The sequence below is a fragment of the Kitasatospora sp. NPDC092286 genome (genome assembly GCF_044755565.1).
Taxonomy (GTDB): domain Bacteria; phylum Actinomycetota; class Actinomycetes; order Streptomycetales; family Streptomycetaceae; genus Kitasatospora.
On the sequence record NZ_JBIVRD010000031.1, the window covers coordinates 89,108 to 107,466 of the forward strand.

Annotated in this window: 15 protein-coding genes and 1 pseudogene; 13 read left to right on the forward strand and 3 right to left on the reverse strand. The window is 72.1% G+C overall.

The window, feature by feature from the left end; translation table 11 throughout:
• Window position 1 precedes the first annotated feature (1 nt).
• The 4 genes from ACIQIB_RS27810 (at window position 2) to ACIQIB_RS27825 (ending at window position 5,150) form a co-directional block, all read left to right on the forward strand.
• Window positions 2-907: a hypothetical protein gene (locus tag ACIQIB_RS27810; RefSeq protein ID WP_400761325.1), complete on the forward strand. Its 906-nt coding sequence runs from the start codon at window positions 2-4 to the stop codon at window positions 905-907.
• Between the two features lie 118 nt (window positions 908-1,025).
• A complete protein-coding gene (locus ACIQIB_RS27815; RefSeq protein ID WP_363609510.1) occupies window positions 1,026-1,958 on the forward strand; it encodes a FadR/GntR family transcriptional regulator in 933 nt (310 codons plus the stop codon).
• Between the two features lie 432 nt (window positions 1,959-2,390).
• A complete protein-coding gene (locus ACIQIB_RS27820) occupies window positions 2,391-4,037 on the forward strand; it encodes an RNA polymerase sigma factor (RefSeq protein ID WP_363609508.1) in 1,647 nt (548 codons plus the stop codon).
• Window positions 4,038-4,253: 216 nt separating this feature from the next.
• Entirely contained in the window at window positions 4,254-5,150 is an 897-nt protein-coding gene (locus ACIQIB_RS27825; RefSeq protein WP_400761328.1) for a S1 family peptidase, read from the forward strand.
• A gap of 178 nt (window positions 5,151-5,328) precedes the next feature.
• Here ACIQIB_RS27825 and ACIQIB_RS27830 read toward each other — a convergent pair whose 3' ends face one another.
• Complete coding sequence (locus tag ACIQIB_RS27830) at window positions 5,329-5,562, reverse strand: hypothetical protein (protein ID WP_363615334.1); 234 nt, start codon at window positions 5,560-5,562, stop codon at window positions 5,329-5,331.
• A gap of 537 nt (window positions 5,563-6,099) precedes the next feature.
• On the opposite strand from ACIQIB_RS27830, the gene ACIQIB_RS27835 reads away from it, so the two are divergent.
• The 6 genes from ACIQIB_RS27835 (at window position 6,100) to ACIQIB_RS27860 (ending at window position 13,093) form a co-directional block, all read left to right on the forward strand.
• The gene (locus ACIQIB_RS27835; RefSeq protein WP_363615332.1) at window positions 6,100-8,211 is read left to right on the forward strand and encodes a DNA topoisomerase IV subunit B; all 2,112 of its coding nucleotides are present in this window, start codon (window positions 6,100-6,102) and stop codon (window positions 8,209-8,211) included.
• Between the two features lie 160 nt (window positions 8,212-8,371).
• Window positions 8,372-8,857, forward strand: a complete 486-nt coding sequence (locus tag ACIQIB_RS27840; protein WP_400761331.1) for a DUF1453 domain-containing protein — start codon at window positions 8,372-8,374, stop codon at window positions 8,855-8,857.
• 34 nt (window positions 8,858-8,891) lie between these two features.
• Window positions 8,892-10,082: a histidine kinase gene (locus ACIQIB_RS27845; RefSeq protein WP_363613165.1), complete on the forward strand. Its 1,191-nt coding sequence runs from the start codon at window positions 8,892-8,894 to the stop codon at window positions 10,080-10,082.
• 18 nt (window positions 10,083-10,100) lie between these two features.
• Window positions 10,101-10,883, forward strand: coding sequence for a response regulator (locus ACIQIB_RS27850; RefSeq protein ID WP_400761334.1), 783 nt, complete (start codon window positions 10,101-10,103; stop codon window positions 10,881-10,883).
• Between the two features lie 84 nt (window positions 10,884-10,967).
• Window positions 10,968-11,426, forward strand: a complete 459-nt coding sequence (locus ACIQIB_RS27855) for a DUF485 domain-containing protein (protein ID WP_363613169.1) — start codon at window positions 10,968-10,970, stop codon at window positions 11,424-11,426.
• Window positions 11,423-13,093 carry a cation acetate symporter gene (locus ACIQIB_RS27860; protein WP_363613171.1) on the forward strand — a complete coding sequence of 557 codons (1,671 nt, stop codon included), beginning with the start codon at window positions 11,423-11,425 and terminating at the stop codon, window positions 13,091-13,093. Before ACIQIB_RS27855 ends, ACIQIB_RS27860 begins: the two co-directional genes overlap by 4 nt.
• A 77-nt stretch (window positions 13,094-13,170) precedes the next feature.
• On the opposite strand, the gene ACIQIB_RS27865 is transcribed toward ACIQIB_RS27860, so the two are convergent.
• Entirely contained in the window at window positions 13,171-13,860 is a 690-nt protein-coding gene (locus ACIQIB_RS27865) for a response regulator (RefSeq protein ID WP_400761337.1), read from the reverse strand.
• Entirely contained in the window at window positions 13,860-15,431 is a 1,572-nt protein-coding gene (locus ACIQIB_RS27870) for an ATP-binding protein (RefSeq protein WP_400761340.1), read from the reverse strand. The genes ACIQIB_RS27865 and ACIQIB_RS27870 overlap by 1 nt, the downstream gene beginning before the upstream one ends.
• Before the next feature lie 348 nt (window positions 15,432-15,779).
• Between ACIQIB_RS27870 and ACIQIB_RS27875 the strand changes: the two genes are divergently transcribed.
• From ACIQIB_RS27875 to ACIQIB_RS27885, 3 genes and pseudogenes are all read left to right on the forward strand, one after another.
• Window positions 15,780-16,616 carry an ABC transporter ATP-binding protein gene (locus ACIQIB_RS27875; RefSeq protein ID WP_400761343.1) on the forward strand — a complete coding sequence of 279 codons (837 nt, stop codon included), beginning with the start codon at window positions 15,780-15,782 and terminating at the stop codon, window positions 16,614-16,616.
• A complete protein-coding gene (locus tag ACIQIB_RS27880) occupies window positions 16,606-17,484 on the forward strand; it encodes an ABC transporter permease (protein WP_400761346.1) in 879 nt (292 codons plus the stop codon). Before ACIQIB_RS27875 ends, ACIQIB_RS27880 begins: the two co-directional genes overlap by 11 nt.
• Before the next feature lie 36 nt (window positions 17,485-17,520).
• A pseudogene (locus ACIQIB_RS27885) lies at window positions 17,521-18,270 on the forward strand (ABC transporter substrate-binding protein); the annotation flags it as partial.
• Window positions 18,271-18,359 lie beyond the last annotated feature (89 nt).

Here is an 18,359-nt window from a genome sequence, read left to right on the forward strand (position 1 = left end):
CGTGCACGCCCTGGCCTATGAGCTGCGCCGCCTGCGCGGCCTCCGTTCCACCTGGCTGCTCCTCGCCGCCGTCCTCCTCGGCGACGCCGGGGTGGCGGCCCTGCTGGCCGCCCAGACGCCCACCGGACCGCTGGCCGGTCCGGCGGGCGTGCGGCTGCTGACGGCGGCCGTCCCGCTGGTCCCGCTGCCGTTCGCGGCCCTCGGCGCCGGGGTGCTGGGCGCCCTCTCGTACGGACACGAGGTGCGGCACCCGGGTCTGCCGGCCTCGCAGGTGTCGTATCTGCGTCGGGTGCGGCTGCTGCTGGCCAAGCTGGCCGTGATCGGCCCGGTGGCGGGCCTGCTGGCGCTGGTCACCCTGGTGGTCGACGCGGTGGCCGTGCACCTCGCGCTGCCGGGCGGGGTGACGGCGGCCGCCTGGTCGGACCCGGCCGTGCTCTCGGACCGGGTGTCGGAGGCACTGGCCTCGGTCGGCCTGACCGGGCTCGCCGAGCTGCCGGGGGCGCTCGCCCCGGTGGCGCTCGGGGCCGGCCAGGGCGCGCCGGCCGCGCTGCTCGCCTTCGTCCTGCTGGTGGTCGTGGCGGGCTGGACCGGTGTGCTGACGGCGGCGGTGACCCGCAGTGCCTCGGCCGGGGTCCTGTTGCTGTGCGCGCTGCCGCCGCTGCTGGAGACCGGGGTGGCCCTGCTGCTGCGGCAGACCGGTGCGGTCCGGCCCACCCATGCGGCCGAGCTGCTGCCGTTCCAGTCCGGCGCCGAGTGGGCGTACGGATGGGTGTACGGCGGGGGCCACCGGGTTGCGCGGAGCGGGGCGGCGCTGACCGATCCGGCTCTGCTGGCGGCGGTGACGGCGCCCGCGTTCGTCCTGCTGCTCGTGGCCCTGCTGGTCCAGGTCCGCCGCCGCGCGCTCTGAACGGCGGCTGTTCCGGGCGGCCGCTGACGGTCTGCCAAGATCGACCAGCAGTGACCGTAATGCGCGGTTCTTCCTGATAAGAAGTCAATTATCCAGTCGCGGCCGATCACCCTTTCGTGTGCTTTTCACGAGAATTCTCAAGCTGCGCCCGCCGATCGCCGACAAAGGACCTGTGAGTACCCTTGCGCACCCCACCATGACCCCTGCCCGTTCCGCCGACGGCGCCATCCACGGCCCCGGCGATCTGGACCGCTTCTCGTACGCCGACCGGCCGACCCCGCCGGCGCCCCGCTGGGAGGGCGCCGAGTCGGACCTGGCCCGGGTCGGCCGCAAGACCACCAGCAGCCGCGGCCGCGGCCTGCACGGCCAGCTCGTCCAGCAGCTCGGCCAGATGATCGTCTCGGGTGATCTCGGCGCCGACCGCCCGCTCGTCCCCGAGGAGATCGGCCAGCGGTTCGAGGTGTCCCGCACCGTCGTCCGCGAGTCGCTGCGCGTGCTGGAGGCCAAGGGCCTGGTCAGCGCCCGGCCGAACGTCGGCACCCGGGTCCGCCCGGTCGGCGACTGGAACCTGCTCGACCCGGACATCATCGAGTGGCGCGCCTTCGGTCCGCAGCGCGACGAGCAGCGCCGGGAGCTGTTCGAGCTGCGCTGGGCGATCGAGCCGCTGGCGGCCCGGCTCGCGGCCGGCCACGGCCGGGAGGACGTCCAGCAGCGGCTGGTCGAGCTGATCGAGATCATGGGCCACGCCGCCGCCCAGGCCGATCTCTCCACCTACTCGCGGGCCGACGCGGAGCTGCACGCCCTGGTTCTGCAGATGGCGGGCAACCGGATGCTGGAGCACCTCTCCGGGATCGTCTCCTGCGCGCTCCAGGTGTCGGGCGGCCCGGCCATCTCCTGCGAGCGGCCCTCGGAGGCCTCGGTCAGCCTGCACTCCCGGCTGGTCGACGCGCTCGGCACCGGTGACGGCACCGCGGGCGAGGCCGCGATGCGGGCGCTGCTCACCGTGCACCCGGAGGTCGAGCCGTCCGTTCCCGCTCCCCGGGAGCACTGAGCCGTCCATCCGGCGACCGATCGAACCCCGCGAACCCACGGCCCTCCGACTGCACCGCCTGGCGCAGTCGGAGGGCCCTTTTCCTGGGAAAGCCCCTTGACGCCCTGTCCATGCCAAAGGCTTGGGCGCGAATGCGGGATGATGGAAGTCGGCCCCGGGGTCGCGGGCGCCGATCGGTGTGACCCGCGACACCAAGGCCATGCGTAACACTTGACGAGTAGCAGCGATGTGTCCTGAGCGGAAGCAGCTCCGGAATAGCCCAACATGTCAGAATGCTGTGTTGGTCCGCGGCGCTGCTGCCGTCCTGCAAACCCAGTCCTCAAGCCCGAGTCGGTCGGAATCGACACCGCGCGTCCGACGCGCGATTTCCTTCCCCGCCCGCTCGGGCGGCCGGTACGGGTTCGAGTCCACTCATCGTCCGAGAGGTTGTTCGTGTCGGCCAGCACATCCCGTTCGCTTCCCCCCGAGATCGCCGAGTCCGCGGCTCTGCTGGCGCTCATCGAGCGGGGCAAGGCCCAGGGGCAGATCGCCGGTGACGACGTACGCCAGGCGTTCGAGGCGGACCAGATCCCGGTCACCAAGTGGAAGAACGTCATGCGCAGCCTCAACCAGGTACTGATTGAGGAAGGGGTGGATCTCATGGTCAGCGCGGCCGAACCGGCCGGCGCCAAGCGCAAGAGCGTCGCGGCCAAGAGCCCCACCAAGCGCACCGCCACCAAGGCGGTCACCACTCGGACCCCGTCCGCCTCGGCGGCCCCCACCAAGCCCCCGGTGCGCATCGCGCCCGGCGCCACCATCTCCGCTCCGGCGGTCGCGGCCGCCACGGCCTCGGTCAGCACGGTGTCCGCGGAGATCACCACCGCGGGGACGGCCGCCGGCGTCGCCGAGGCGAAGGCGGCCCCGGCGAAGAAGGCCGCGCCGGCCAAGAAGGCCGCCGCCAAGAAGACCGCCGCGCCGGCCAAGAAGGCCGCCGCCAAGAAGACCACCACCGCCAAGGCCGGTAAGGGCGACGAGGAGCTGCTCGGCGACGAGGAGCTCATCGAGGACGTGGCGCTGCCCGGCGACAAGGCCGGTGCCGAGGGCGACGCTCCGGAGGAGGAGTCGGAGGGCTTCGTCCTCTCCGACGACGACGAGGACGACGCGCCGGCCCAGCAGGTCGCCGTCGCGGGTGCCACCGCCGACCCGGTCAAGGACTACCTGAAGCAGATCGGCAAGGTCCCGCTGCTCAACGCCGAGCAGGAGGTCGAGCTCGCCAAGCGCATCGAGGCCGGCCTGTTCGCCGAGGACAAGCTCTCGGCGGCCGACAAGCTCGCCCCGAAGCTCAAGCGCGAGCTGGAGATCATCGCCGAGGACGGCCGCCGCGCCAAGAACCACCTGCTGGAGGCCAACCTCCGGCTGGTCGTCTCGCTGGCCAAGCGCTACACCGGCCGCGGCATGCTCTTCCTGGACCTGATCCAGGAGGGCAACCTCGGTCTGATCCGCGCGGTCGAGAAGTTCGACTACACCAAGGGCTACAAGTTCTCCACCTACGCGACGTGGTGGATCCGCCAGGCGATCACCCGCGCGATGGCCGACCAGGCCCGCACCATCCGTATCCCGGTGCACATGGTCGAGGTCATCAACAAGCTGGCCCGCGTCCAGCGCCAGATGCTCCAGGACCTGGGCCGCGAGCCCACCCCGGAGGAGCTGGCCAAGGAACTCGACATGACCCCGGAGAAGGTCATCGAGGTCCAGAAGTACGGCCGCGAGCCCATCTCGCTGCACACCCCGCTCGGCGAGGACGGCGACAGCGAGTTCGGTGACCTGATCGAGGACTCCGAGGCGGTCGTCCCGGCCGACGCGGTCTCCTTCACCCTGCTCCAGGAGCAACTGCACTCGGTGCTGGACACCCTGTCCGAGCGCGAGGCGGGCGTGGTCTCGATGCGCTTCGGCCTGACGGACGGTCAGCCGAAGACGCTCGACGAGATCGGCAAGGTGTACGGGGTCACCCGTGAGCGCATCCGCCAGATCGAGTCCAAGACCATGTCGAAGCTGCGCCACCCGTCGCGGTCCCAGGTGCTGCGCGACTACCTGGACTGATCCGTTCGGCGGTTCGTACCGTCGGAGGGCCCGGAGCGTATCGCTCCGGGCCCTCCGGCATGTCCGGTGGAGGGCGTCCGCGACATCCGGGCGCGTCAACGTCCGGACGGTTGTCGTCGCTCGTACGGGTGGATGCGAGGTGCCGCACGGTCTCGTTATGTAGCTGACCGCCTACGCTGTGTCGGTTGCCTGCCGTCGAGCCAACCTGGAGACACGGTGCTGCCCAATCCGGACCGCACGGACCTGTCGACCGCCGTCCCGTCCCCGGCACGTCCGGCCGCCGGGCCGGTACGCCGCCGCCGGGTGGTCGCCCTGGCCCTGCTGGCGGCGCTGCCCGCGCCGGCGCTCGCGCTCGGTCCGGCCGGTCCGGCCGAGGCGCAGCGCAGGATCGTCGGCGGTGTCGCGGTGAGTACCTCGGACCACCCGTGGGCGGTGGCGCTCGCCAGCCGCCAGCAGTTCGGCAGCGGCCGCTCGGGACAGTTCTGCGGTGGCGCGCTGGTCACCGCGACGAAGGTGGTGACGGCCGCGCACTGCTTCTACGACGAGTCCAAGGGCCAGCGGGTGGACCGGCCGGGCCTGAAGGTCGTGGTCGGGCGGGACGACCTGCGCGGCTCGATCGGTCGTGAGGTGGCCGTCCAGTCGGTCTGGATCCACCCCGACTACGCCTTCGCCGCCAACATGAACGACGTGGCGGTGCTGACCCTCACCGAGTCACAGGGCACCCGGCCGGTGATCGGCCTGGTCGGCCAGGGGGAGGCCGAGCCGTATGCGCCGGGGACCAGGGCGCAGGTCTTCGGCTGGGGGGACACCAGCGGAACGGGTAACTACTCGCCGACGCTCCGTGGTGTCGATGTGCCGATCATCGCGGACCAGACCTGTGCGCACGCCTACCCCGGCGGCCCGGACGGGCGTTTCGACGCCCGCGGCATGGTCTGCGCGGGCGAGGAGAAGGGTGGCAAGGACGCCTGTCAGGGGGACAGTGGCGGTCCGCTGATCGTCGCGGGCCGACTGGTCGGACTGGTTTCCTGGGGAACGGGTTGCGCGGAGGCCGCCCACCCCGGCGTCTACACCCGGCTCGGCGCGGTCTCGAACGCGGTGCGCTCGGTACTGTGAGCAGCCGGTTACGCTCTGACGTCGCGTTGCCCGGTGCGGGTGGTGTGACCGGCGTCGGCGAAAACAGCGGAGCCGGGCGACCGGCCCCCGAAGAGGGGGCCGGTCGCCCGGCTCGCCGGTCGCGCAGGGTGTGCGGCCGGACACAGCTCGTCGCCGGGTGTCGATGAAGTGCTGGGAATCAGCGCTCTTCTTCGGTGGCCGTGTTGGTGGTGGTGCTGGTGAGACGGCCGCTCTCGTCCTGTATCTCCACGGCGATCTTCTTGAGCTCGGGCTCGAACTTCCGGCCGTGGTGGGCGCAGAAGAGCAGCTCTCCGCCGCTGGCGAGTACGACGCGCAGATATGCCTGGGCGCCGCAGCGGTCGCAGCGGTCAGCCGCGGTCAGCGGGCTCGCAGGTGTCAGAACAGTAGTCACGTCGCCTCTTCTCTAGCTCGACGAGCTGTCGTACCAGGGTCAACATCCAACCAGGCCGAAAACGTTCCCGCTCGTGGCTTTTCTTCTTTGAGGATTCTGCTGTGTTGATGAGGACGTGCCCCGGGGGCCGGTGGTTCATGCGTACCGAATCCCAGGATCCGCCAGTCGCTCGAACGCCCGATCGGGACCGGGGTCGAGGTCCGCGTAGCATAATCCTCTGCTGGGTTGGAGCATAAGCCCCGTCCTGGGCCCCGGTAGCCTGCATAACGGCAGTTCCGGAGCCTGCGCCCGGCCCCACGGTCCGCCAGGACCGCTGGTACAGGGAGGAGATGGCGCCCCGGCGCCCCGAATCCTGCACAGTTCTTGTTCGCGCAGCGCGTACAAGCTGCGCGGGACCGGCCCGCCGTGCTGCGTACCGAGCGGAGGGGTGCGCACACGCAGGGGAACGGCTGTCGGTGCGCTGTGCTGCACTGGCGGGCGATTCGGATGGACCCGGATGTGACCGATGAGACAGAACTTCACCGAGGAGAGTGCCGCGTGAGTGCCGAAACGACCGTGCCGTCCGCACTGCTGGCCGGCGACGACGGTTCCAACTACACCGCTCGGCACCTGCTCGTCCTGGAGGGCCTGGAGGCGGTCCGCAAGCGCCCCGGCATGTACATCGGCTCGACCGACAGCCGCGGCCTGATGCACTGCCTCTGGGAGATCATCGACAACTCCGTGGACGAGGCGCTCGGTGGCCACTGCGACCGTATCGAGGTCGTCCTGCACGAGGACTCCTCGGTCGAGGTGCGCGACAACGGCCGTGGCATCCCGGTGGACGTCGAGCCCAAGACCGGGCTCTCCGGCGTCGAGGTGGTGCTGACCAAGCTGCACGCCGGCGGCAAGTTCGGTGGCGGTTCCTACGCGGCCTCCGGCGGTCTGCACGGCGTCGGCGCCTCCGTCGTCAACGCCCTCTCCGCCCGGCTGGACGTCGAGGTGGACCGCAGCGGCCACACCCATGCGATCAGCTTCCGCCGCGGTACCCCCGGCATCTTCACCGAGGGCGGCCCGGACGCCCCGTTCGAGCCCGCCAACGGCCTCACCAGGGCCCGCAAGGTGCCCAAGGCCCGCACCGGCACCAGGATCCGCTACTGGGCCGACCGGCAGATCTTCCTCAAGGACGCCCGGCTCTCGCTGGAGAACCTGCACAACCGGGCCCGGCAGACGGCCTTCCTGGTCCCCGGCCTGACCATCCTGGTCCGTGACGAGCGGCTGACCGAGAGCGACAAGGTCGAGGAGTCGACCTTCCACTACGACGGCGGCATCGCCGAGTTCTGCGAGTTCCTCGCCCCCGACAAGGCGATCTCCGACGTCGTGCGGCTGCACGGCGAGGGCACCTTCAAGGAGACCGTCCCCGTCCTGGACGACCTCGGCCACATGACGCCCACCGAGGTCACCCGTCACCTCGGCGTCGACATCGCGCTGCGCTGGGGCGCCGGCTACGACACCACCCTGCGCTCCTTCGTCAACATCATCGCCACCCCCAAGGGCGGCACCCATGTGACCGGGTTCGAGCGCTCGCTCGCCAAGACCGTCAACGAGGTGCTGCGCTCCAGCAAGCTGCTGCGCGTCGCCGAGGACGACATCACCAAGGACGATGCCACCGAGGGTCTCACCGCGGTGGTCACCGTCCGGCTCGCCGAGCCGCAGTTCGAGGGGCAGACCAAGGAGGTGCTGGGCACCTCGGCGGCCAACCGGATCGTCGCCGCGGTGGTCGCCAAGGAGCTCAAGTCCTTCCTGACCTCCGCCAAGAAGGACGAGAAGCTCCAGGCCCGGGCCGTGCTGGAGAAGATCGTGGCCGCCGCCCGCACCCGGGTCGCCGCCCGCCAGCACAAGGAGGCGCAGCGCCGGAAGACCGCGCTGGAGACCAGCTCGCTGCCGGCCAAGCTGGCCGACTGCCGCAGCGACGACGTCGAGCGCAGCGAACTCTTCATCGTCGAGGGGGACTCCGCGCTCGGCACCGCCAAGCTGGCCCGCAACTCCGAGTTCCAGGCGCTGCTGCCGATCCGCGGCAAGATCCTCAATGTGCAGAAGGCGTCCGTGAGCGACATGCTCAAGAACACCGAGTGCGCCGCGATCATCCAGGTGATAGGGGCCGGTTCGGGCCGCACCTTCGACATCGACCAGGCCCGTTACGGCCGGGTCATCTTCATGGCCGACGCCGACGTCGACGGTTCGCACATCCGTTGCCTGCTGCTGACGCTCTTTCAGCGCTACATGCGTCCCATGGTCGAGCAGGGCCGGGTCTTCGCCGCGGTGCCGCCGCTGCACCGGATCGAGCTCACCAACCCCAAGCGCGGCCAGGAGAAGTACCACTACACCTACTCCGACGCCGAGCTGCGCTCCACCCTGCTGGAGTTCCAGCGCAAGAGCATGCGCTGGAAGGAGCCGGTGCAGCGGTACAAGGGCCTCGGCGAGATGGACGCCGACCAGTTGGCCGAGACCACCATGGACCCGCGCCACCGCACCCTGCGCCGGATCAACCTCGGGGACCTGGAGCAGGCCGAGAAGATCTTCGACCTGCTGATGGGCAACGACGTCGCCCCGCGCAAGGAGTTCATCGTGGACTCGGCGGCCACCCTGGACCGTTCCCGCATCGACGCCTGAGCGGCGGCTTCGCGGGGGGGGGCCCCCCCCCCCCGGGGGGGGGGCCCCCCCCCGCTGCCGGTTCCACCCCCGGTCCACCCCGGCTCCGATCACCGGGCGGCGCCGGATCCGTAGCGTCGGAGAGGTCAGCCCAGCCCTTCCCGTCGGGACGGAGAGTCCGATGACCGGCCTCGTCAACGTACTTGTGATCATCGCGGTGATCGCCCTGGTGGCCCGCCGCCAGCTGCGCGCCCAGCGTCTGGACACCGAACGCCGCTTCTGGCTGCTGCCGGTGATCCTGGCCGTGCTCGCGCTGCGCGACCCGCGGCTGGTCGACCAGGCGCACCCCGGCCTCTCGGTGGCGCTGCTGGCCGCCTCGCTGCTGGCCGTGCTCGCGATGGGCTGCGTCTGGGGCTGGACCGTCCGGCTCTGGCACGGCAAGGACGGCGCGGTCTGGGCGCAGGGCACCAGGGCCACCGTGGCCGCCTGGGCCGGCCTGATCGCCATCCGGCTGGGCCTGTACGGCCTCGGAGTCGCGCTGCACGTCCACCAGGGCGCCAACGCGCTGCTGCTCGGCCTGGCGGTCCTGCTGCTGGTCAGGGCCGGCGTGGTGAACTGGAGGGCACGGACCCTGGAGAGCCCGCACCGCGTCGGCCTGGCCGGCTGAACCGCCGCCGTCCACCGGTCGGTCCGATGAGCCGATGAGCCGCCGAATCCAGGAGGAGGTACCCGTGCCCGGGTGGAACCGGACCCGCTGGCCGTCCCGCGAGGGGCTGGAACGGGAGCCCGAGAGCCCGGCCCGGCGGACCCTCTCGCTGATCGGGCGGACCGTGCTGGTCGCCACCGTGGTCTGGGGGACGTATTCCGGGGGCGGGTACAGCGGCTGGGGCGCGGTCGCGGTCGGGGCCGGACTGGTCGCGACGGTCGCGCAGGCGGCGGCCTTCCTGCGGGTCAGCCGCGAGCAGCTGCTCCGGCCCACGCTCGCGCTGGCCGTCACCCTGGTCGGCAGCGGCTGGCTCGCCGAGTGGGGGCGGGCCCACCTGCTGGCCGACTTCGTCTGGGGCGGGCTGGCGCTCACCGCGCTGGTCCGGCTGCCGTCCGTCGCCGCGCTCGGCACGGCGGTGGCGGGCTTCGGCTCCTACACGGTGGCCGGCTGGGAGAACTGGCTGGGCATCACGGCCACGGTCGGCGGGCTCGGGCTGCTGGGCTACCTGCTGCGGATGGACACCGAGGCGCGCGGCACGGCCCGCCGGCTGCTGGCCCAGGAGCGCGCCGCCCGGGCCGCCGAGGCGGAGAGCGCGGCGCTCGCCGAACGGGCCAGGATCGCCCGGGAGATCCACGACGTCCTGGCCCACAGCCTCTCCGCGCAGCTCGTCCACCTGGAGGCGGCCCGGCTGATGCTGGACGCCGGGACCGACCGGGAGCAGATCCGGGAGCGGGTGGTGGCGGCCCGGCGGATGGCGCAGGACGGCCTGGCCGAGACCAGACAGGCGCTCTCGGCGCTGCGTGGCGAGTTCACCCCGGTGGGGGAGTTCCTGGTGGAACTGACGGGCCGGGAGCGGGCCGCGCTCACCGTCACCGGCACACCGCGCCCGCTCGCCGCCGAGGCCGGGCTGGCGGTTCGGCGCACGGCGCAGGAGGCGCTGACCAACGTCCGCAAGCACGCGCCGGGCGCGCGGTGCACGGTCGAACTGCGCTATCTGCCGGGGGCGGTGGAGCTGGAGGTGCGCAACGTCCGTGCCCCGCGCGGCGAATCGCCCGGTGAGCTGGCGGCCAGTGGCAGCGGGTACGGTCTGCTGGGGATGCGCGAACGTGCGGAACTGCTCGGCGGCACCCTGCTGGCGGGCCCGGAGGAGGGCGGCTGGCGGGTGCTGCTGCGGCTGCCGGGGTGAGCGGGCGGTACGAGGCGGATGAGCGCGGATGAGCGAGGTGGACACGTGAACGGGGAGCGGCCGACCAGGGTGCTGGTCGCGGACGACCAGACGGTGGTGCGCGAGGGCATCGTGATGCTGCTCGGGCTGCTGCCGGGCATCGAGGTGGTCGGCGCCGCCGCCGACGGCGAGGAGGCCGTCGCCCTGGTGGAACGGCACCACCCCGACGTGGTCCTGATGGACCTGCGGATGCCGCGCTGCGACGGCGTCGAGGCCACCCGCCGGATCCGGGCCGCCCACCCGGAGACCGAGGTGGTGGTGCTCACCACGTACGCCGACGACGACTCGCTGTTCCCGGCGTTGCGGGCCGGCGCGCGCGGCTACCTCACCAAGGACGCGGGCGGCGAGGAGATCGCCCGGGCCATCGCGGACGTCCGCTCGGGTGCGGCCGGGCTCTCGCCGCAGGTGCAACTGCGCCTGCTGGAGCGGCTGGCGGACGCCGGACCGGTGGCCCCGGCCGCTCCCGGGGCTTCGGCGGGCGCCGGGGCGTCGGCCGCCGCCGACCGGGGCGAGCTGCCCGACGGGCTGACCGCCCGGGAGGCCGAGGTCCTGGCGCTGATCGCCGAGGGCCTCTCCAACACCGAGATCGCCCAGCGGCTGTTCGTCAGCCCGGCCACCGTGAAGACGCACATCAACAACCTGTTCGCCAAGACCGCCGTCCGCGACCGGGCGCAGGCCGTCGCGTACGCCTTCCGACACGGAATCACGAGTACGCAGCAGTACTCGGATGAGTGCCAGTCGGATGATCGATCACCTCATTGAGTGAACGTATCTGTATCCGGCGTTGGCGGTGCCCGGGGGCGCCCATCATGGTGTCGGTCAGACGACCCCGGCTCAGGAGCAGTAGTGCCACAGCAGCAGACGAGCAGCCCGGAGCAAGGGCGGCGATTGGACTCGTGGGCCGCTCAGGCCGCCGCCCCCGGCCAATCGGCCCAATCCGCCCCGCCCGTCCCCACCCGGTCGGCGCAGTCCGCCCCCGGCCGGGCCGCCGACAGCAGCGCGGTGTACCGCGCCGTCCAGGGCAGCGAGGCCTTCCAGGAGATCCGGCGCAGCTACCGGTCCTTCGTCTTCCCGGCCTGTGGGGCCTTCCTGGGCTGGTACCTGCTGTACGTCGCGGCCCAGGCGGGCGCGCCCGGTGTGATGCGCCGTCCGGTGGCCGGTCCGATCAATGTGGCGTGGCTGCTGGGCCTGCTCCAGTTCGCCTCCACCTTCCTGCTCACCTGGCTCTACGCCCGCCACGCGCGCACCCGGCGCGACCGGGCCGCCCTGGAGCTCCGCTGGGACACCCAGGACCAGCTGCGATGACGACCGCCACCCCGCCTCCCGTCGCCGCCACCGGCGACCACCACGACCTGGCCATCGTGCTGTTCGCCGTCATCGTCCTGGTCACCCTGGGGATCACCCTCTGGGTGGGCCGCCGGGGCGGCGCCGCCGAGGACTTCTACGTCGGAGGGCGCGACTTCACCCCGCTGCAGAACGGCTTCGCGCTCTCCGGGGACTACCTCTCCGCCGCCTCCTTCCTCGGTGTCGCCGGGCTGATCGCGCTGTACGGCTACGACGGCGCGCTCTACAGCATCGGCTTCCTGGTCGCCTGGCTGGTGGTGCTGATGCTGGTCGCCGAACTGGTCCGCAACGCCGGCCGGTACACCCTGGCGGACGTGCTGGCGCTGCGGCTGCGCCGCCGCAAGGTCCGGGCGGCGGCCGGCGGGGCCAGCGTGGTCGTGACCCTGCTCTACCTGGTCGCCCAGATGGTCGGCGCGGGCAGCCTGGTCGCCCTGCTGCTCGGCACCAGCAGTGCCCAGGCCCGGACATGGACCATCGTGGCGGTCGGCGGTCTGATGATCATCTATGTCACGGTCGGCGGGATGCGGGCCACCACCTGGATCCAGATCGTCAAGGCGTTCCTGCTGATCGCCGGATCGGTTCTGCTCACCGTGCTGCTGCTGATCCGGTTCCACGGGGACGTGGCCGAGCTGATGCGCCAGGCGGCCCAGCACAGCGGCGCCGGACAGCGCTACCTGGAGCCGGGGCTCAAGTACGGCGGGAGCTTCACCAGCCGGCTGGACTTCTTCAGCCTGGGCCTGGCCCTGGTGCTGGGCACCGCCGGTCTGCCGCACATCCTCTCCCGCTTCTACACCGTGCCGACCGCCCGGGCCGCCCGCCGCTCCACGATGTGGGCGATCGGGCTGGTCGGGAGCTTCTACCTGATGGCCATCGCGCTCGGCCTGGGCGCCACCGCACTGGTCGGCTCCGGCGAGGTCCGGCACGCCAACGCGGCGGGCAACACGGCCGTTCCGCTGCTGGCCCTGGTCCTCGGCGGCGGCAACGGCAGCACCGGCGGGGTCGTGCTGTTCGCGCTGATCTCGGCGATCGCCTTCGCCACCATCCTCGCCGTGGTCGCCGGGCTGACCCTGGCCTCCTCGGCGGCCTTCGCCCACGACATCTGGGCGGGCGCCTGGCGCGGCCGTCCGCGCCGCGGACAGGGCGCGGTTCCGGCCTCCCGGCAGTCGGACGGGGAGGCCGTCGAGCACGAGGAGGTCGGCGTCGCCCGGATCGCGGCGGTGGGGATCGGGGCCATCGCGATCGTGCTCAGCCTCTTCGCCCAGCAGCTGAACGTCGCCTTCCTGGTCGGTCTGGCCTTCGCCGTCGCGGCCTCCGCCAATCTGCCGGTGCTGCTCTACAGCCTGTTCTGGCGGCGGTTCACCGCCCGGGGCGCGGTCTGGTCGGTGTACGGCGGGCTGATTCCGGCGGTGCTGCTGGTGGTCTTCTCACCGGTGGTCTCCGGCACCAGGACGGCGCTCTTCCCCGGGATGGACTTCCACTGGTTCCCGCTGGAGAACCCGGGAGTGGTCTCCATCCCGCTCGGCTTCCTGGCCGGCTGGATCGGGACGATGACCTCGGCCGAGCCGGCCGATCCGGACCGCTACGCCGAGCTGGAGGTCCGCGCCCTGACCGGCGCCGGTGCCGCCTGAGAAGCCGCTCCGCACCGAACGGCGACGGTGAACCCCGGTGGGGCCTCGGGCCCGCCGGGGTTCACCACGTCCGGGTCTCACGCCCTGACGGCCAGTCCGTAGCGGTGCTCGGGCCGCCCGGTGTCGCCGTACCGGAGGGTGAGCCGCAGCCGGCTGTCGCGTTCCAGCTGCTTGAGGTAGCGCTGCGCGGTGGACCGGCTCAGCCCGGTGGCGTCGGCGACCTCCTGCGCCGAGAGCGGCTGGGCGGCCCGGCGGAGCACCCCGAGCACCAGGTCGGTGGTGGGCGCCGAGTGCCCCTTGGGCAGGGCGGTGGCCGGGGAGGCGGTACCGCGCAGGGTCGCGAAGAGCCGGTCCACCTCGTCCTGCCCGGCCTCGCGTGCGGCCGGCCCGGCCAGCGCGTGCCGCAGCTGCGCGTACGCCACCAGCTTCTCCCGCAGCCCGCCGAAGGTGAACGGTTTGACCAGGTACTGCAACGCGCCGTGCTGCATCGCCGCGTGCACGGTGGAGACGTCGCGGGCGGCCGTCACCATCATCACGTCGCAGCTCACCTGCCGTTCGCGCAGCCGCCGTACCAGGGCGAGCCCGGTCTCGTCCGGCAGATGGTGGTCGAGCAGCAGGAGGTCCACCGGGCGGCGCTCCAGCGCGGCCAGCGCCTCGCCGGCCGAGTGCGCCGTGCCGGTCACCCGGAAGCCGGGCACCTTGGCCACGTACGCGGCGTGCACATCGGCGACCCGGAAGTCGTCGTCCACCACGAGTACGTCGATCATCACGCCTCCACGAGCGGTGCGGCGGGCAGGGCCCCGGTGCGCAGGGCCTCGGGCAGTTCCACGGTGAACCGGGCGCCGCCGAGCGGTCCGGTGTCGAGCACGATCCGGCCGCCGGTCCGTTCGACCAGCCGCCGGACCATCGCCAGCCCCAGCCCGCGCGGCCGGTGCGCCGGCGCGTCCTTGCTGCTCCACCCCTCCTCGAAGACCTGCTCACGCAGACGCTCCGGAACGCCCGGTCCGCTGTCCGCGACCTCGACCAGCAAGGTGGAGCCGGCCGCCGCCAGCGTCACCGCCACCTGCCCGCCCCCGCCGGGCGCCAGCGCGTCCACGGCGTTGTCGACCAGATTGCCGAGCACGGTGACCAGCGTCCGGGCGTCCACCACCGCGTCCGGCAGATGCGCGGCCGGGGCGACCACCAACCGGACCCCGCGCTCGCCCGCCACCGCGGACTTCCCGGCCAGCAGCGCCGCGACGTGCGGGTCCTGCACCTGTTCGGCGATCCGCGCCGCGACCGCCGCGTGCGAACCGGACTGCTCCGAGATGAACTCCACCGCCTGCTCGTGCCGGCCCAGTTCCAGCAGCCCCAGCAGGGTGTGCATCCGGTTGGCGTGCTCGTGGTCCTGCGCCCGCAGCGCCTCGGTGAGACTGCGGGTGGTGTCCAGCTCCCGGACCAGCGACTCCAGCTCGGTCCGGTCGCGCAGCGTCACCACCGCGCCGCCCTCGGCCGTCGCCATCCGGTTCACCACCAGCACCCGGTCGTCCCGGACGGCCGGCAGATCGGCGCCGGTGATCCGCCCGGTCAGGACATCGGCCAGCCGCCCGGCCGGCAGCACCTCGTCGATCGGCCGGCCGGCGCAGTCGTCGGGCAGGCCGAGCAGCCGGCCCGCCTCGTCGTTGGCCAGCCGGATCCGGCCCCCTTCGTCCAGCGCCACCATGCCCTCACGGATCCCGTGCAGCATCGCCTCGCGCTTGACCAGCAGCGCCGAGATGTCCGCCAGCGCGATGTTGTGGGTGCGGCGCTTCAGCCGTCGGGCCAGCGCCAGGGTGGCGACGGTGCCCGCGGTGAGGCCCGCGCCCGCGCAGAGCAGGATCCCGGTGAGCATCTTCAGCAGCCGGCGCCGGATCGAGTCGTCGCTGATGCCCACCGACACCTCGCCGACGATCCGCCCGTCGGTGACCCGCAGCGGCACCTTGCCGCGCGCGGTGCGCCCCAACGTGCCCTCCTGGATGGCGGTGATGCTGCGCCCGCTCAGCGCGGGCTCGGGATCGGTGCTGACCCGGTGGCCGATCCGGACCGGGTCGGTGTGCGAGAGCCGGATCCCGTCCAGGTCGGTGACCACGACGAAGCTGGCGCCGGTGGCCAGCCGGATCTGCTCGGCGTTGCGCTGGGCGGCGGCGGAGTCGCGGTCCTCGGCGGCCCGGGCGATCGTCTCGTCGGCGGCGGTGGCCTGGGCGATCGACAGCGCGCGCTGCATCGCGTCGTGGTCCAGCTCGGAGCTGACCGGTGCGAGGAACAGTCCGGCGGTGACGATGGTGACGCCGACGGTGACCACCGTCTGGCCGAGCAGCAACTGGGCGAAGACCCGGCGGGGCCACCGGGGACGGTGGGTCAGGCGGGGCCGATGGGACGGACGAGGCCCGTGCGGCCCGTGCGGTCGGTGTGGGCGGTGGGGGCGCGACATCCGGGCCTCCTCTCGGCAGCGGACGGGCGGGTGGTGCGGCTGGTGCGCGCCGCAGGGGTGGTGGCACACCCTATGTTTCCGACGTGTTTCTGTCAGCCGCGCCCCCCGTTGTTGTAGCGGAAGCAAAACGAGCAGAACACCCCTCAACGCGGAGAACCCGCAGTACGCCGAGAAGCCTCCCGCCACCCCCCGGGCCACTCCTAGCCTCCCGGAGCAAGCACAGACCCGGGAGGTCATATGAGCACAACCCCGGCGCCGGTCCCGGCGATCGAGCTGACCGGCGCGACCAAGCGGTTCCGCACCCCCTCCGGGGCCCTGCACACCGCCGTCCGCGATCTCGGCCTCACCGTCGCCGAGGGCGAGTTCGTCGCCGTCGTCGGCCCCACCGGCTGCGGCAAGTCCACCACGCTGACCCTGGTCAGCGGCCTGGAGGAGCCCACCGAGGGAGAGGTCCGGGTGTACGGCGAGCCGGTCGACGGGATCAACCCGCAGGTCGGCTTCGTCTTCCAGCAGGACGCCGTGTTCCCCTGGCGGACCGTTCTGTCGAACGTCACGGCCGGCCCGCGCTTTCGCGGTGTTCCCGCCACCGAGGCCCGGGAACGGGCCCGGGACTGGCTGGCCCGGGTGGGCCTGGGCGCGTTCGAGGACCGCTATCCGCACCAGCTGTCGGGCGGTATGCGCAAGCGCGTCGTGCTCGCCCAGACCTTCGTCAACGAGCCGAAGATCCTGCTGATGGACGAGCCCTTCTCGGCGCTGGACGTGCAGACCCGCGCCCTGATGTCCGACCAGCTGCTGGAGCTGTGGGCCGGTGCGGGCACCGCCGGCAACGCGGCCTCGGTCGTCTTCGTCACGCACGACCTGGACGAGGCGATCGCGCTCGCCGACCGGGTCGTGGTGATGACGGCCGGCCCGGCCACCGTCAAGGAGATCTTCACCGTCGACCTGCCGCGCCCGCGCACCGTGGAGGCCGTCCGGCTGGAGCCGAGGTTCGTCGAGCTGTACCGCGAGATCTGGGCCTCGCTCGGCGAAGAGGTGCGCATCACCCGGGAGAGAGGAGCGGGTCGTGCCGCTTGAGACCGCTTCGACCGCCGCCGTCGCCGGGAAGCCCGCGGCCGTCGCCGCCAGCAGAACCGAGGCCCGCCAACGGGCCGCCCGCAACCGGAGACTGGGGGTGTACGGGGCCCGGGTCGCGGTGCTCGTCGCCTTCCTCGGCCTCTGGGAGCTCTGCGCCCGGACCGAGGTCGTCGACCCGTTCAACTTCTCGCAGCCGTCGAAGATCTGGGCGCAGATCTGGCAGTGGACCACCCACGGCACGGCGCAGGGCTCGCTGGGCGAGCAGATCGGCTACACCCTCTACGAGGCCCTCACCGGCTGGGTGATCGGCGTCACCGGCGGTGTGCTGCTGGGCATCGCGCTCGGCCGGATCCGCTTCCTGGCCGATGTGTTCGGGCCCTACATCAAGGTGCTGAACGCCATTCCGCGGATCGTGCTGGCCCCGATCTTCCTGATCTGGTTCGGTCTCGGCCCGGCCTCCAAGGTGGCCTCGGCGGTGGTCCTGGTGTTCTTCCCGGTGTTCTTCAACGCCTTCCAGGGCGCCCGCGAGGTGGACCGCAACCTCGTCGCCAACGCCCGCATCCTGGGCGCCGACAACCGCAAGGTCACCCTTCAGGTGGTCATCCCCGCAGCCACCACCTGGATCTTCACCAGCCTGCACGTCAGCTTCGGCTTCGCGCTGATCGGCGCCATCGTCGGCGAGTACATCGGCGCGACCAAGGGTCTCGGCCTGCTGGTCGCGGCCGCCCAGGGCACCTTCAACGCGGCCGGTGTGTACGCCGCCATGACGATCCTCGCGGTCGTCGCGCTGCTCACCGAGGGGCTGCTGACCTTCGCCGAGAAGAAGCTGTTCCGCTGGAAGCCCGCCGACTCCGGCGACGGCCGCTGACCCCCACCCCCGTTCCGTAGAGAGGCACCCCCACCCATGCGCCGCAACCCGATCGGCAGAACCACCGCAGCCGCCCTCGCCGCCGTCCTCCTCCTCCCGCTCGCCGCCTGCGCCAACGACGCCGCCTCCTCGCACAACGGCGCGGCCCCGGCCGGCCGGCAGGTCGACGGGCCCAAGGTCAAGATCATGGTCGGTGGCCTGGACAAGGTCATCTACCTGCCCGCCATGCTCACCCAGCGCCTCGGCTTCTTCGCCGACGCCGGTGTCAACGTCGAGCTGATGAGCGAGCCCGCCGGCGTCAACGCCACCACCGCGCTGCTCGCCGGGGACGTCCAGGGCGCGGTCGGCTTCTACGACCACACCATCGACCTCCAGGCCAAGGGCAAGAACGTCGAGTCCGTGGTCCAGTTCTCCCAGGCCCCGGGCGAGGTCGAGCTCGTCTCCACCAAGCAGGCCGAGGCCATCAGGTCCGGTGCGGACTTCAAGGGCAAGAAGCTCGGCGTGACCAGCGTCGGTTCCTCCACCGACTTCCTCACCAAGTACCTCGCCGTCAAGAACGGCACCGCGGTGGCCGAGTTCAGCCCGATCGCGGTCGGCGCCGGCCAGACCTTCATCGCCGCCCTCCAACAGGGCAGCATCGACGCCGGTATGACGACGGACCCGACGGTCGCGACCGTCCTCGACAAGGGCCTCGGCAAGATCCTCTACGACATGCGGACCCCCGAGGGCTCGCGCGAGGCGCTCGGCGGCCTCTACCCCTCGTCCTCGCTCTACATGAACACCGAGTGCGCCACGAGGCTCTGTTGTTGTACCGAATGGGGGTGGAAGACCTTCATCTCCCTTCCGCCGTAGCGGTGGGGTGAAGCTGGAGGCAG